The 13,271-nt window shown below is 71.4% G+C and carries 16 protein-coding genes; all 16 read left to right on the top strand.

The genetic code is table 11. The features are described from left to right. The first annotated feature begins 31 nt into the window (after window positions 1-31). The 16 genes from rpoZ to trpA all read left to right on the top strand — a co-directional run bounded on the left by rpoZ (window position 32) and on the right by trpA (window position 13,266). The gene (gene rpoZ, locus ABTU82_RS00165) at window positions 32-295 is read left to right on the top strand and encodes a DNA-directed RNA polymerase subunit omega (protein ID WP_116646616.1); all 264 of its coding nucleotides are present in this window, start codon (window positions 32-34) and stop codon (window positions 293-295) included. A 135-nt stretch (window positions 296-430) separates the two neighbouring features. Further along, on the top strand, window positions 431-1,624 hold the full coding sequence (metK, locus tag ABTU82_RS00160) for a methionine adenosyltransferase (RefSeq protein ID WP_116646617.1): 1,194 nt from the start codon (window positions 431-433) through the stop codon (window positions 1,622-1,624). A gap of 1 nt (window position 1,625) precedes the next feature. Beyond that, window positions 1,626-3,632 (top strand): primosomal protein N' family DNA-binding protein, encoded by a 2,007-nt coding sequence (locus ABTU82_RS00155; RefSeq protein ID WP_407170863.1) that lies wholly within the window; start codon window positions 1,626-1,628, stop codon window positions 3,630-3,632. A gap of 8 nt (window positions 3,633-3,640) precedes the next feature. Continuing rightward, window positions 3,641-4,567 carry a methionyl-tRNA formyltransferase gene (fmt, locus tag ABTU82_RS00150; protein ID WP_407170860.1) on the top strand — a complete coding sequence of 309 codons (927 nt, stop codon included), beginning with the start codon at window positions 3,641-3,643 and terminating at the stop codon, window positions 4,565-4,567. Continuing rightward, window positions 4,564-5,931 (top strand): RsmB/NOP family class I SAM-dependent RNA methyltransferase, encoded by a 1,368-nt coding sequence (locus tag ABTU82_RS00145; protein ID WP_116646619.1) that lies wholly within the window; start codon window positions 4,564-4,566, stop codon window positions 5,929-5,931. The genes fmt and ABTU82_RS00145 overlap by 4 nt, the downstream gene beginning before the upstream one ends. A 33-nt stretch (window positions 5,932-5,964) precedes the next feature. Beyond that, window positions 5,965-6,642 carry a ribulose-phosphate 3-epimerase gene (gene rpe / locus ABTU82_RS00140; RefSeq protein ID WP_116646620.1) on the top strand — a complete coding sequence of 226 codons (678 nt, stop codon included), beginning with the start codon at window positions 5,965-5,967 and terminating at the stop codon, window positions 6,640-6,642. A 21-nt stretch (window positions 6,643-6,663) separates the two neighbouring features. Further along, window positions 6,664-7,209 carry a hypothetical protein gene (locus ABTU82_RS00135; protein ID WP_407170855.1) on the top strand — a complete coding sequence of 182 codons (546 nt, stop codon included), beginning with the start codon at window positions 6,664-6,666 and terminating at the stop codon, window positions 7,207-7,209. A 60-nt stretch (window positions 7,210-7,269) separates the two neighbouring features. Beyond that, window positions 7,270-7,533 carry a phosphoribosyl-ATP diphosphatase gene (locus tag ABTU82_RS00130; protein ID WP_116646622.1) on the top strand — a complete coding sequence of 88 codons (264 nt, stop codon included), beginning with the start codon at window positions 7,270-7,272 and terminating at the stop codon, window positions 7,531-7,533. Between the two features lie 44 nt (window positions 7,534-7,577). After that, complete coding sequence (hisG, locus tag ABTU82_RS00125) at window positions 7,578-8,420, top strand: ATP phosphoribosyltransferase (RefSeq protein ID WP_116646623.1); 843 nt, start codon at window positions 7,578-7,580, stop codon at window positions 8,418-8,420. 1 nt (window position 8,421) lies between these two features. Next, a complete protein-coding gene (gene hisF / locus ABTU82_RS00120; protein WP_116646624.1) occupies window positions 8,422-9,186 on the top strand; it encodes an imidazole glycerol phosphate synthase subunit HisF in 765 nt (254 codons plus the stop codon). Beyond that, the gene (gene hisI / locus ABTU82_RS00115; protein ID WP_116646625.1) at window positions 9,183-9,542 is read left to right on the top strand and encodes a phosphoribosyl-AMP cyclohydrolase; all 360 of its coding nucleotides are present in this window, start codon (window positions 9,183-9,185) and stop codon (window positions 9,540-9,542) included. The genes hisF and hisI overlap by 4 nt, the downstream gene beginning before the upstream one ends. Further along, window positions 9,539-10,132: a Trp biosynthesis-associated membrane protein gene (locus ABTU82_RS00110; RefSeq protein ID WP_116646626.1), complete on the top strand. Its 594-nt coding sequence runs from the start codon at window positions 9,539-9,541 to the stop codon at window positions 10,130-10,132. Before hisI ends, ABTU82_RS00110 begins: the two co-directional genes overlap by 4 nt. 62 nt (window positions 10,133-10,194) lie before the next feature. Continuing rightward, window positions 10,195-10,425 (top strand): DUF6704 family protein, encoded by a 231-nt coding sequence (locus ABTU82_RS00105; RefSeq protein ID WP_116646627.1) that lies wholly within the window; start codon window positions 10,195-10,197, stop codon window positions 10,423-10,425. A gap of 2 nt (window positions 10,426-10,427) precedes the next feature. Then, on the top strand, window positions 10,428-11,222 hold the full coding sequence (gene trpC / locus ABTU82_RS00100) for an indole-3-glycerol phosphate synthase TrpC (RefSeq protein ID WP_407170851.1): 795 nt from the start codon (window positions 10,428-10,430) through the stop codon (window positions 11,220-11,222). Continuing rightward, complete coding sequence (gene trpB, locus ABTU82_RS00095) at window positions 11,219-12,478, top strand: tryptophan synthase subunit beta (RefSeq protein WP_116646629.1); 1,260 nt, start codon at window positions 11,219-11,221, stop codon at window positions 12,476-12,478. Before trpC ends, trpB begins: the two co-directional genes overlap by 4 nt. Next, entirely contained in the window at window positions 12,475-13,266 is a 792-nt protein-coding gene (gene trpA / locus ABTU82_RS00090; RefSeq protein ID WP_116646630.1) for a tryptophan synthase subunit alpha, read from the top strand. Before trpB ends, trpA begins: the two co-directional genes overlap by 4 nt. The last annotated feature ends 5 nt before the right edge of the window (window positions 13,267-13,271 follow it).

Below are 13,271 nucleotides of genomic sequence, written 5' to 3'. Positions count from 1 at the left end.
CCGCATCCGCCACCGAACCAGGAGGTTCCGCATGCCGACTCGTAACCAGGGCATCATCGACCCGCCCATCGACAGCCTTCTCACCAAGGTCGACTCGAAGTACCAGCTCGTGATCTACGCGTCGAAGCGCGCCCGCCAGATCAACGACTACTACTCCGATCTGCACGAGGGCAACCTCTTCGACAACGTCGGCCCCCTCGTCGACTCGACCGTCGAAGACAAGCCGCTGACCATCGCGCTCCACGAGATCCACGAAGACAAGCTGCGCCTGCGCGCTGTCGAAGAGGCCGTCTGAGCGATCGCTCCTCGCAGCGATCTTCCCTCCGCGTCGCCCCGGCGGCGTGGATGACGAAGTAACAAGGGCCCCGGGCCGGCTGTCGGCCACCCGGGGCATACTTGTGCCATCCCCGACCCGCCGATCAGGAGCACCATGACCGAGCTGCGGCTTTTCACGTCCGAGTCCGTCACCGAGGGGCACCCCGACAAGATCTGCGACCAGATCTCCGACAGCATCCTCGACGCCATCCTCCGCGAAGACCCCACGGGCCGCGTCGCCGTCGAGACGCTCGTCACGACCGGGCTCGTCCACGTCGCCGGCGAGGTCTCCACGAGCGCCTACGTCGAGATCCCCGCGATCGTGCGCGACGTCGTGAACCGCATCGGCTACACCTCGAGCGAGACAGGCTTCGACGGAGACTCCTGCGGGGTCAGCATCTCGATCGGTGCGCAGTCCTCCGACATCGCCTCGGGCGTCAACAAAGCCTTCGAGCAGCGCGAGCGCGGCTCGGTCGACCCCCGCGACGAGCAGGGGGCCGGTGACCAGGGCATCATGTTCGGCTACGCCACCACCGAGACCCCCCAGCTCATGCCGATGGCGAGCTGGACCGCGCACCGCATGGCCGAGCGCCTCGCCGCGGTGCGCAAGTCCGAGCAGCTGCCGTTCCTGCGCCCCGACGGCAAGACCCAGGTGACGCTCGGTTACGACGGCCAGGTGCCGAAGACGGTGGAGTCGGTCGTCCTGTCGACCCAGCACCACCCCGGGGTGTCGCAGGAAGACCTGCGCGAGCGGGTGCGCGCCGAGATCATCGACCCGGTGCTCGAGCAGACGGGTCTCGACCTGCCCGACGTGAAGTACTACATCAACCCCGCCGGCCCCTTCGTCGTCGGCGGTCCCAAGGGCGACGCCGGTCTCACGGGGCGCAAGATCATCATCGACACCTACGGCGGTGCGGCGCGTCACGGCGGCGGAGCGTTCAGCGGCAAGGACCCCTCGAAGGTCGACCGTTCGGCCGCCTACGCCATGCGCTGGGTCGCGAAGAACGCGGTCGCGGCGGGCCTCGCCGACCGGCTCGAGCTGCAGATCGCGTACGCGATCGGCAAAGCCCAGCCCGTCGGTCTCTACGTCGAGAGCTTCGGTACCGGCCACATCGACGACGACGCGATCACCCGGGCCGTGCTCGAGGTGTTCGACCTCCGTCCGAAGGCGATCATCGATCGCCTCGACCTCCTCCGCCCCATCTACGCGCAGACCGCCGCCTACGGGCACTTCGGTCGCGAGCTTCCCGACTTCACGTGGGAACGCACCGACCGGGTGGAGGAGCTGCGCGCGGCCGCAGGTCTGTGAGGTGTCGGCACCGGGTGCTGACCTCGGCGTGACGCCGCGGCGCGTCGCGCGGGTGCTGTTCGAGTCGCCGCTGCCGCAGCTCGACCGTCTGTTCGACTACGCCATCCCCGACCGGCTCGCCGACGAGGCCGTGCCCGGCGTGCGAGTGCGGGTGCCCCTGCGCACCGCAGGACGCCTCGTCGACGCCTACGTCGTCGAGACCGACGACGACCCGGGGGAGCGCCCGCTGTCGGAGATCGACGCGGTGGTCTCACCCGTACCGGTTCTCACCCCGGGGCTCTACGCCCTCGCGCGTCGCGTCGCCGACCGGTCGGCCGGGTCGGCGGCCGACATCCTGCGCCTGGCGATCCCGAAGCGCATGGTGCGCGCGGAGAAGACCTGGGCGGCGGCGCCCGAACCCGACGCGCCGCGCGTCTCCGACGACGCCCTCGCACGCGCTGACGCGGTGATCGCCGGGTTCCCTGCCCTCGGCGGTCACCTCGACTCCGGTGCGCGCATCGCCCTCGACGCGCCCCCTCGCCCCTCGACAGCGATCGCGGTCGGCGAATGGGCCGTCGTGCTGGCCGCGGCGGCCACGCGCACGCTCGCCCGGGGGCGCAGCGCCATCGTCGTGGTGCCCGACTACCGCGACCAGGCGCAGCTGACGGCCGCGCTGGCGCTCTTCGTCGACGACGACGCGGTGATCCGGCACGACGCCGATCAGTCCAACCCCGCCCGCTACGGGCAGTTCCTCCGTTCATTGTCCGACGCGCCCTGCATCGTGGTGGGGCGACGCTCGGCCGTCTACGCTCCCGCGCACGACGTGGGGCTCGTGACCATCTGGGATGACGGCGACTCCCTTCTCTCCGAGCAGCTGTCGCCGGGGGTGCACGCGCGTGATGCGGCTCTCGTGCGTCAAGAGCTCGAGGGGTCGGCGCTGCTGTTCGCCGGCCACACCCGCACCACCGAGGTGCAGCGCCTCGTCGAGATCGGCTTCGTGCACGAGGCACCCGCCGCCCGCCGACCGTCGCCGCGCATCGTGCTCAGCGCGACGCGCGAGGGAGAGAACCGTGGCTCCCGCGTGCCGTCCGCGGCATTCGCCGCCGCCCGTGAAGCACTGAAGCAGGGCCCGGTTCTCGTGCAGGTCGCCCGGCCCGGTTACGCGCCCTCGCTGGTCTGCGGCGAGTGCCGGCGGCCCGCCCGCTGCCGTCACTGCACGGGCCCCCTCCGCGCCGCGCGGCCGGGAGCCGTGCCGGTCTGCGCGTGGTGCGGACGCGCGGCGCACTCCTGGGTCTGCCCGCACTGCGAGGCGACGACCCTGCGCATGTCTTCGTCGGGCAGCGAGCGCACGGCAGACGAGCTCGGGCGCGCCTTCGCCGGCACGCGCGTGATCGTCTCCGACGGCCAGCATCCGCTCAGCGAGGTCGAGCCCCGCCCCTCGCTCGTGATCGCGACGCGGGGCGCCGAGCCGGTCGTCGCCGGGGGCTACCGAGCGGTGATCCTCCTCGACGGAGAGCGGATGCTGCAGGCCGAGGCGCTGCGGATCGGCGAGCATTGCCTCCGATGGTGGTCGAACGCCGCCGCGCTGGCGGCACCGGGGGCGCCGGTGCACCTCGTGGGCGTGGCCGGGCCCGTCGCCCGTGCTCTCGCCACCTGGACGCAGCCCGCGTACGCGCGCGCGGAGCTCGCCGACCGGGCTCCGCTGCACATGCCGCCGGCCGTGCGGCTCGCGACGGTCGAGGGCGCCGCGAAGTCGGTCGATACGGCGCTGGCGACCCTCCGTACCGACGTTCCGTCACTCGGGGCCGCGGCGATCCTCGGCCCGGTCGTCACGGGGGAGCCGGGCGTCGCCCCGACGGCCCGTGCGCTGGTGCGGTTCGAGTACCCGCTGGGCCGCGCGGTGGCCGAGAGCCTCCGGGCATCCGTCGTCGCCGACGCTCTGCGCGCTCGTCGTTCTCCCCGCGAGCGCGGCCCGCGCCCGCGCAATACACTGAAAGTTCGGCTCGACGTCGCCGAACCCGACCTCTGAGGAGACTCATGCGCCTCGTCTTCGCCGGGACTCCCGAAGTCGCCGTCCCGTCCCTCCGCGCACTCGCGGCGAGCGGTCACGAGCTGGTCTCGGTGGTCACCCGCACCGATACACCGCAGGGCCGACGCCGCGTGCTCACTCCGTCGCCGGTCGCCGCGGCCGCCGACGAGCTCGGGCTCGTCGTGCACAAGACCTCACGCCTCGACGAGGCCGTGACGGCCCGCATCGCGGGGGAGGCCCCCGACCTCGGGGTGATCGTGGCGTACGGCGGCCTCGTCCGCGAGCCGCTCCTGACGACCCCCCGGTTCGGCTGGATCAACCTCCATTTCTCGCTCCTGCCGAGCTGGCGGGGCGCGGCCCCCGTGCAACGCGCGCTGATCGCCGGCGACCGCGTCTCGGGTGCGAGCGTGTTCCAGCTCGTCGCCGAGCTCGACGCCGGGCCCGTCTTCGCCGAGGAGCCCTACGCCGTGCCCGAGGGTGCGACGTCGGCCGATGTGCTCGCCGCCCTCGCCGAGCGCGGTGGTCCGCTTCTCACGCGCGTCGTCGACGGCATCGCCGACGGCTCGGCGCGATCGGTCGCGCAGACCGGAGAGCCGACGTTCGCGGCCAAACTCACCCTCGCCGACGGCGTCCTCGACTGGACGGCGGACGCCGCGACAGTGCTCGCCCGCCTTCGCGGTGTGACGCCCGAACCGGGCGCTCACACGACGGTCGACGGTGCTCGGCTGAAGGTTCTCGCCGCACGCCCCTTCCCGGCCGCCGACGGCGTTCCGCTCATCCCGGGCGCCATCGCCGCGGTCGGGCGCAGCGTGATCGTGGGGACGGCCACCGACCCCGTCGAGCTGCTCACCGTCCAGCCCGCGGGCAAGCCCGCCATGGCGGCGGGCGACTGGTGGCGGGGTCTGCGCACCGACAACCCGGTGGCGGGCTCGTGAGCGTCCAGGGGGCGCGCCGGGTCGCCTTCGATGTGCTCCACGCCGTCTCGACCGACGACGCCTACGCCAACCTGCTGCTCCCGCACGAGATCGGCCGGGCGAAGCTCGACACGCAGGACGCCGCTCTCGCGACGGAGCTGACGTACGGGACCCTCCGCCGGCGCGGCACCTATGACGCGCTCATCTCGCTCGTCGCGAAGCGTCCGATCGAACAGATCGACCCCGTCGTGCTCGACGCGCTGCGCCTGGGGACGCACCAGCTGCTCTCGACACGCGTGGCCTCGCACGCCGCCGTCAACGAATCGGTCGAACTCGCCCGGGCGGATGGCTCGCGCGGCGCTCCCGGCTTCGTCAACGCCGTCCTGCGGGGCATCTCGCGCGAGACGCCCGGCCACTGGTACGAGCAGCTCGAGCACTCCGCGCGGTCCGACGACGAGCGACGGGGGATCACCACGTCGCATCCGGTCTGGATCCTCCGCGCCTTCCGTCGTGCGCTCGGCGCCGAGGGGCGCGGGGCCGAGCTCGATGCCCTCCTCGACGCCGACAACGACGCTCCCCGCGTGGGCATGCTCGCCCTCCCCGGCCTGGCGGAGCGCCCGGAGGGCGCACGGGCCACGCCCTACTCGCCCGACGGCTTCATCCTGGGCGGGGGCGACCCCGAGCGACTCGTGCGCGAGTCGGGCGGCCGCGTGCGCGTGCAGGACGAGGGTTCGCAGCTGGCCGCGTACGCGCTCACCCGCGCCGAACCCGTGCGTCCCGGCGAACGCTGGCTCGATCTGTGCGCCGGTCCTGGCGGTAAGACCGCTCTGCTCGCGGCCGAGGCCCTCGCGAACGGTGCGACGCTCGACGCGAACGAGATCATCCCGGCGCGCGCGGGACTCGTCCGCCGTGCCGTCTCCGGCGTGCCCCTCGAGGTCGAGGTGACCGAGGAAGACGGGCGCACCCGGGCCGCGCGCACACCCGACGCCTACGACCGCGTGCTCGTCGACGCCCCGTGCACCGGGATCGGCGCGTTGCGCCGGCGTCCTGAAGCGCGATGGCGGAAGGCTCCGACCGACGTCCCGGCCCTCGCCGATCTGCAGCGCGAGCTCGTCTTGGCGGCGTTCACCGCCGTGAAGCCCGGCGGGATCGTCGCCTACGTGACCTGTTCGCCGCACCTCGCAGAGACGGCGGGCGTCGTCGCCGAGGTGCGTCGGGAGCTCGGCGACACCGTCGAGGAGCTCGACGCCCGCGAGGTGGTGGGCCGCGTCTCGCGGACCCCGATCGATCTCCCGGCGCAGGAGGACGGCTCGGGACGCGCACAGCTGTGGCCCCACCGCCACGGCACCGACGCGATGTCGATCGCCCTCCTTCGCAAGCGCTGACGTCGCTTCCGACGCGGGCGACATAATGGTGCGGTGTCAGACCCCACCGGATTCCGCGTCAACCCCAGCATCCTCGCCGCCGATTTCGTCAACATGCAGGCCGAGCTCGCCCGCATCGACGGCGCCGACTTCGTGCACGTCGACGTGATGGACAACCACTTCGTCCCCAATCTCACGTTCGGGCCGCAGATGGTCGGACGCATCCAGGAGACGAGCCCGGTACCGCTCGACGTCCATCTCATGATCGACGCGCCGGAGCGATGGGCTCCCGAATACGCCGAGCTGGGTGCCGCCTCCGTCACCTTCCACCTCGAGGCAGCAGCCGAACCCGTCGCCCTCGCCCGGCGACTGCGAGAGATCGGAGCCCGCGCGGGGGTCGCCGTGAAGCCCTCGACGCCCGTCGACGGCCTCTACGACGTCCTCGACGAGTTCGACCAGATCCTCGTCATGACGGTCGAGCCCGGTTTCGGCGGGCAGTCGTTCATGCCCGACACGATGCCGAAGCTCCGCGCCCTGTCGGACGAGGCCCGGCGCCGCGGCTCCGCCGTCTGGCTGCAGGTCGACGGTGGCATCTCGGCCTCGACGATCGCCCAGGCCGCAGAGGCGGGCGCCGACACGTTCGTCGCCGGATCGGCCGTCTTCGGCTCCGACGACCCGGATGCGGCGATCCGCAGCCTCCGCGCCATGGCCTCGCGCGCACACCGACACTGACCGACCATCACCGAGGAGACGATGAGCGAGACAGACGACGCACCCGCGGGGCCCGAGCAGCCGCGCGGCATCCGCCAGACCGGAGCGCATCACGCTCGACGCCTGCTCGGCGCGTACAGCGGGGAGCACGGGGTCTATGGAATCGTGCTGGTGACCGCGCTCATCGCCGGTGAGATCGATGCCGACACCGACGACGACGTCATCGTCTTCGTGCTGGGCACGGTGGCCGTCTTCTGGCTCGCCCACATCTACGCCGCGGTCGTCGCCAGTCGCGCCACGCAGCCCGCGCCGCCGCTGCGCAGAGCGATCCGCGACGGGGTGCGGCACTCTTCGGGCATGGCTCTGGCGATGCTCATCCCCGTCGTGCTGCTGATGACCGCGGGCCTCGGCGTCGACGAATGGATCGCCTACTTCGCCGCGCTGTTCAGCGGCATCCTGATGCTCGGCGCGATCGGATACCTCAACGCCCGACGCAACGGCAGCCGGTGGCCGTGGCGGATCGCGGGCGTGCTCACGACGATGCTTCTGGGCATCGTGATCATCCTTCTCAGCATCGCCGCCCACTGAACCGCCGCCCGTGGCGTCGGTGCGACGCCGACGGGCCGCGCGGTTCGATACCCTGGCAGAGTGAAGACGTTCGACGCCCTGTTCGCCGAGCTCAGTGCGAAGGCGATCGAACGCCCCGCCGGCTCCGGCACGATCGCCCAGCTCGACGCGGGGGTCCACGCGATCGGCAAGAAGATCGTCGAGGAGGCCGCCGAAGTCTGGATGGCCGCCGAGTACGAATCCTCCGAGGCCGCCGCCGAGGAGATCTCGCAGCTGCTGTACCACCTGCAGGTGATGATGGTCGCGAAGGGGCTGACCCTCGAAGACGTCTACCGACATCTTTGAGCGTTCCGCGTTCGCCCCACCCCCTCGACCCGAAAGTCTCCGCCATGCTGCGAATCGCCGTGCCGAACAAGGGCTCCCTCTCCGAGACCTCCGCCGCGATGCTCGCCGAGGCCGGTTATACCGGCCGCCGCGACCCGAAAGACCTGCACACCATCGACCCGACCAACGACGTCGAGTTCTTCTACCTGCGGCCCAAAGACATCGCGACCTACGTGGGCTCCGGTGCACTCGACGTCGGTATCACCGGGCGCGATCTGCTCCTGGACGCCCGCATGCCCGGCGCGCGTGAAATCGAAGCCCTCGGCTTCGGTGGGTCCACGTTCCGCTTCGCCGCGCGCCCTGGTCGGTTCTCCGACATCTCCGAGCTCGAGGGGCTGCGCGTGGCGACCGCCTACCCGGGCCTGGTCGACGGCTTCCTCGACGAGCGCGGGATCGCGGTCGACCTCGTTCCGCTCGACGGGGCCGTCGAGTCGGCCGTGCAGCTGGGGGTGGCCGACGCCGTCGCCGACGTCGTCTCCACCGGCACGACCCTCCGCCAAGCAGGTCTCGAGATCTTCGGCCCGGTGATCCTCGAATCCGACGCCGTGCTCGTCTCGGGCCCGGTCGAGGCCGAGGGCACGCAGACGCTCCTGCGCCGCCTCAAGGGCGTCATGGTCGCCCGCCGGTACGTGCTGATCGACTACGACCTGCCCGCGCGGCTGGTCGACGAGGCGGTCGCGATCGCCCCCGGCATCGAGTCGCCGACCATCTCGCCCCTGCGCGACCCCGAGTGGGTCGCCGTCCGCGTGATGAGCCCCCGCAAGGGCGTCAACCAGGTCATGGACGCGCTGTACGCGATGGGTGCCCGCGCGATCCTCGTGACCGAGATCCACGCCGCGAGGCTCTGACGTGTCGCTCGCGCGCCGTGTCATCCCGTGCCTCGACGTCGCCGGCGGCCGGGTGGTCAAGGGCGTCAACTTCCTCGATCTGCGCGACATGGGCGACCCGGTCGAGCTCGCCCGCCTCTACTTCGCGCAGGGCGCCGACGAGATCACCTTCCTCGATGTGACCGCGACGGTCGATGAGCGCTCGACGACGTACGACGTCGTGCGGCGCACCGCAGAAGAGGTCTTCATCCCGCTGACGGTGGGCGGTGGCGTGCGTTCGGACGAGGACGTCGCGAGGCTCCTCGGCGTGGGCGCGGACAAGATCGGGGTGAACTCCGCCGCGATCGCCCGTCCCGAGCTCCTCGACGAGATCGCCGACCGCTTCGGCTCGCAGGTGCTGGTGCTTTCGCTCGACGTGAAGCGCGCGGCATCCACCCCGTCGGGATTCGTGGTGACCACGCACGGCGGCCGCACCGAGACGACGCTCGACGCCCTCGAATGGGCGAGGGAGGCCATCGAGCGCGGCGCGGGGGAGCTGCTGGTCAACTCGATCGACGCCGACGGCACGAAAGCGGGCTTCGATCTCGAGCTGACCTCGCTCATGCGCGAGATCTCCAGCGTCCCGGTGATCGCATCGGGCGGAGCGGGATCGGTCGACGACTTCGCCCCCGCCATCCACGCCGGAGCCGACGCGGTGCTCGCCGCATCCGTCTTCCACTCCGGCGCGCTCACCGTCGGTGACGTCAAGGCCGCGCTGGTGGCAGACGGGATCGAGATCCGCACATGACCGACACGATCGACGAACGCCTCGGCAGGGTCGTCTTCAACGCCGACGGGCTCGCCCCGGCGATCATTCAGCAGTGGGACACCCGCGAGGTGCTCATGCTGGCCTGGATGAACGCGGAGGCACTGCGCCGCACCCTCACCGAAGGACGCGTCACCTTCTGGTCGCGCTCGCGCGGCGAGTACTGGCGCAAGGGTGACACGTCCGGACACGTCCAGCATGTGCGCGGCGCACGTCTGGACTGCGACGGCGACGCGATCCTCATCGAGGTCGACCAGGTCGGAGCCGCGTGCCACACGGGCACGCGGACGTGCTTCGACGCCGACGATCTCGCCCCCGCGGTCGAAGGGGCTTCATGATCCGCCGCGCGCGCCTGCTGACCGTCCTCAGCATGCTCGTGGCCGGCGCGATCGGGGTGATCGGCTCCACCCAGACGTGGATCTCCGTCGTCCTGGCCGACGGCGCCTCGGAACCGCTCCTCGTGGCGGGTGCCGACGCGCTGCCGATCCTGACCCCGCTCAGCCTCGCAGCCCTCGCACTGGGCGCCGCGATCTCGATCACCGGCATCGTGCTGCGCTACCTCTTCGGCCTGCTCAGCATCGCCATCGGCGCGATCCTCGGGGTGCTCACCGCGCAGATCGCCGTCGCGGCACCCGTGTCGTCGTTCGCCGGCGCGGTGACCGATGCGACGGGCATCGGAGGAACGGATGCTGTCGCCGCGCTCGTCTCGTCGATCACGGCGACCCCGTGGCCGGGCGTCACGCTCGTCGCTCAGGTCGTGCTCGTTCTGGCCGGCGTCTTCACCCTCGTCACCGCACGGCGGTGGCGCGGGAGCGCCGACCGCCGTTACCAGACCGCGTCCGCGGCGGCCGGTGGCGACGGCTCGCGGCCGCACGACGCGATCGACTCGTGGGACGACCTGTCTCGTGGCGACGATCCCACCGCCTGAGAGCGGCACCGGTAGACTTCACCTCAGCGCGCACGATCGCGCCGACACCACCAAGGAGCCCCATGAGCAACCCCCTCGGCGACCCCGGCCACGGACACTCGCCGGCAGCCTGGACCGCCATCACGATCATGCTGATCGGATTCTCCATCGGCACCGCCGCGTTCTACTTCGATCAGCCGTGGCTCGTGTGGGCGTCGGTCGGGCTCGTACTGGTGGGCCTCCTCGTCGGTGCCGTGCTCAAGCGGGCAGGCTACGGCGTCGGCGGTTCCAAGGTCACGGTCAAAGACCATTGAGCATGCTCGCCGACCTCACGGCCGGCGCGGTGGAGGACTCGCAGGCACGAGAAGCTGAGACGCCGCTCGCCGAGGTGGAGCGCGCCGCCGCCGACCGCGCCCCGGCCCTCGACGTGCTGGCGGCGCTCGCGCCGAGCGACCGCGTCAAGATCATTGCCGAGGTCAAGCGCGCGAGCCCGTCTCGCGGCGACCTCGCGGCGATCCCCGATCCCGCCCACCAGGCGAACCTGTACGAGACCGGCGGAGCGTCGGTCATCTCTGTGCTCACCGAGGGCCGTCGCTTCAAGGGATCGCTCGCCGATCTCGAAGCGGTCAAGGGTTCGGTCGGCATCCCCGTGCTCCGCAAGGACTTCCTGGCGACGCCCTACCAGGTGCTCGAGGCCCGAGCCTCCGGGGCAGACCTCGTGCTGCTCATCGTCGCCGCGCTCGACCAGCCGACGCTCGCCGAGCTGTTCGAGTTGACGAACCAGCTCGGGATGACGGCTCTGGTCGAGGCCCATTCCGCCGATGAGGTCGCCCGAGCCGCCGATATCGGGGCGCGCCTCATCGGTGTCAACGCCCGAGACCTCTCCACGTTCGAGCTCGACCGCGATCTGTTCGGCCGCCTCGTCGACGGCATCCCCGACAACGCCGTCAAGATCGCCGAGTCGGCGGTGCTCGCGCCCGCCGACGTCGCGCACTACCGCGCCGCCGGCGCCGATGCCGTTCTCGTCGGCGAGGCGCTCGTCACCGGCGACCCCGTCGCCACCCTTCGCCGATTCCTTGAGGTCGGCGACACCCGAGGAGTATCCGCATGAGTCTTCGCACCGAGAACGGTCCATATTTCGGCGACTTCGGCGGGCGATACATGCCCGAGTCGCTCATCGCCGCGATCGACGAGCTGACGGCGGTCTACGAGACCGCGATCGTCGACCCGGCCTTCCTCGACGAGCTGCGTGAGCTGCTGCGCTCGTACGCCGGTCGACCCTCCGTACTCACCGAGGTTCCGCGTTTCGCCGAGCACGCCGGCGGCGGGCGGGTCTTCCTCAAGCGCGAAGACCTCAACCACACCGGTTCCCACAAGATCAACAACGTGCTCGGGCAGGCCCTGCTCACCAAGCGCCTCGGCAAGACCCGCGTCATCGCCGAGACGGGCGCCGGCCAGCACGGCGTCGCGACGGCCACGGCGGCGGCCCTGTTCGGCTTCGACTGCACCATCTACATGGGCGAGGTCGACACCGAGCGGCAGGCCCTGAACGTCGCGCGCATGCGCCTACTCGGCGCCGAGGTCGTCCCCGTGACGACCGGATCGCGCACGCTGAAGGACGCCATCAACGAGGCCTACCGCGACTGGGTGTCGAGCGTCGAGACGACGAACTACATCTTCGGGACGGCGGCGGGTCCGCACCCGTTCCCGGCCATGGTGCGCGACTTCCAGAAGGTCATCGGCGAGGAGGCGCGCGCGCAGTTCCTCGACGAGCTCGGACGCCTCCCCGATGCGGTCTTCGCCTGCGTCGGAGGCGGCTCGAACGCGATCGGCATGTTCGACGCCTTCCTCGACGACGATGCCGTGCGCCTGTACGGCGTGGAGGCGGCGGGCGACGGTGTCGACACGCCCCGCCACGCCGCATCCATCGAACGCGGCCGCCCGGGCGTGCTGCACGGCGCGAAGACGTTCGTGCTCCAGGACGAGGACGGCCAGACCGTCGAATCGCACTCGATCTCCGCCGGCCTCGACTACCCGGGGGTCGGCCCCGAGCACGCGTGGTTGTCGTCGATCGGGCGCGCCGAGTACATCCCCGCGACCGACGACGAGGCGATGCAGGCTCTGCGCCTGCTGTCAAAGACGGAGGGCATCATCCCCGCCATCGAGTCGGCGCACGCCCTCGCGGGGGCCCTCCGCATCGGCCAGGAGCTCGGCTCCGACGCCGTGATCGCGATCTGCCTGTCGGGCCGTGGCGACAAGGACATGGACACCGCCGCCCGCTACTTCGAGCTGTACGACGCCGAGAACGCTCCGGTCGTCGTGCCCGAGGCGGAGGACGACGCCAAGGGAGAGGGGATCGAGCTGTGACCTCTCGCGTCGCCGCGGCGATCGACGCCGCGCACGCAGCCGGGCGCGGCGCATTCGTCGCCTACCTGCCGGCCGGTTTCCCCGACATCCAGACCAGCATCGACGCCGCGGTGGCTCTCGCCGAGAACGGCGCGGACATCCTCGAGATCGGGCCGCCTTACAGCGACCCGGTGATGGACGGCCCGATCATTCAGGAGGCCACCCAGGTGGCCCTGGCCGCCGGCTTCCGTCTGAGCGATCTGTTCACCGTCATTCGCGAGGTCACGCGTCGCGTCGAGGTGCCGGTGCTCGTAATGACGTACTGGAATCCCGTCCTGCAGTACGGAGTCGATCGCTTCGCCGACGACCTCCTGGCTGCCGGGGGCGCGGGTCTCATCACCCCCGACATCACCCCCGACGTGGCCGAGGAGTGGATCGCCGCGAGCGAGCGCACCGGACTCGACCGCGTATTCCTGGCTGCTCCCACCTCGACCGAGGAGCGCCTCGCGCTCATCGCGCGGTCGTCGACCGGCTTCGTCTACACGGTCTCGACCATGGGCATCACGGGCGAGCGCACCGAGCTGGACGCCGCCGCGCGCACTCTCGTGGCGCGCCTGCGTGAGCACGGCGCCGAGCGCGCCTGCGTCGGCATCGGCATCTCGACCGCCGACCAGATCGAGGGCGTTCTCGAGTACGCCGACGGCGCGATCGTCGGCACCGCGCTGGTCAGAGCGTTGCGCGACGGCGGCGTCGACGGGCTCGCCGAGACCGCGAGGGCCCTGTCTGCGGGCACCGCCGATCGACTCTAGACTTC

The sequence above is a fragment of the Microbacterium deferens genome, assembly GCF_045517775.1.
Taxonomy (GTDB): domain Bacteria; phylum Actinomycetota; class Actinomycetes; order Actinomycetales; family Microbacteriaceae; genus Microbacterium.
This window is presented reverse-complemented; position numbering and strand designations above follow the sequence as displayed.

What these genes read in the sequence shown, in the direction of transcription:
- rpoZ (WP_116646616.1), top strand. Translation starts at nt 32, where the DNA reads ATGCCGACTCGTAACCAGGGCATCATCGACCCGCCCATCGACAGCCTT.
- metK (WP_116646617.1), top strand. Translation starts at nt 431, where the DNA reads ATGACCGAGCTGCGGCTTTTCACGTCCGAGTCCGTCACCGAGGGGCAC.
- fmt (WP_407170860.1), top strand. Translation starts at nt 3,641, where the DNA reads ATGCGCCTCGTCTTCGCCGGGACTCCCGAAGTCGCCGTCCCGTCCCTC.
- ABTU82_RS00135 (WP_407170855.1), top strand. Translation starts at nt 6,664, where the DNA reads ATGAGCGAGACAGACGACGCACCCGCGGGGCCCGAGCAGCCGCGCGGC.
- hisG (WP_116646623.1), top strand. Translation starts at nt 7,578, where the DNA reads ATGCTGCGAATCGCCGTGCCGAACAAGGGCTCCCTCTCCGAGACCTCC.
- hisI (WP_116646625.1), top strand. Translation starts at nt 9,183, where the DNA reads ATGACCGACACGATCGACGAACGCCTCGGCAGGGTCGTCTTCAACGCC.
- ABTU82_RS00110 (WP_116646626.1), top strand. Translation starts at nt 9,539, where the DNA reads ATGATCCGCCGCGCGCGCCTGCTGACCGTCCTCAGCATGCTCGTGGCC.
- ABTU82_RS00105 (WP_116646627.1), top strand. Translation starts at nt 10,195, where the DNA reads ATGAGCAACCCCCTCGGCGACCCCGGCCACGGACACTCGCCGGCAGCC.
- trpC (WP_407170851.1), top strand. Translation starts at nt 10,428, where the DNA reads ATGCTCGCCGACCTCACGGCCGGCGCGGTGGAGGACTCGCAGGCACGA.
- trpB (WP_116646629.1), top strand. Translation starts at nt 11,219, where the DNA reads ATGAGTCTTCGCACCGAGAACGGTCCATATTTCGGCGACTTCGGCGGG.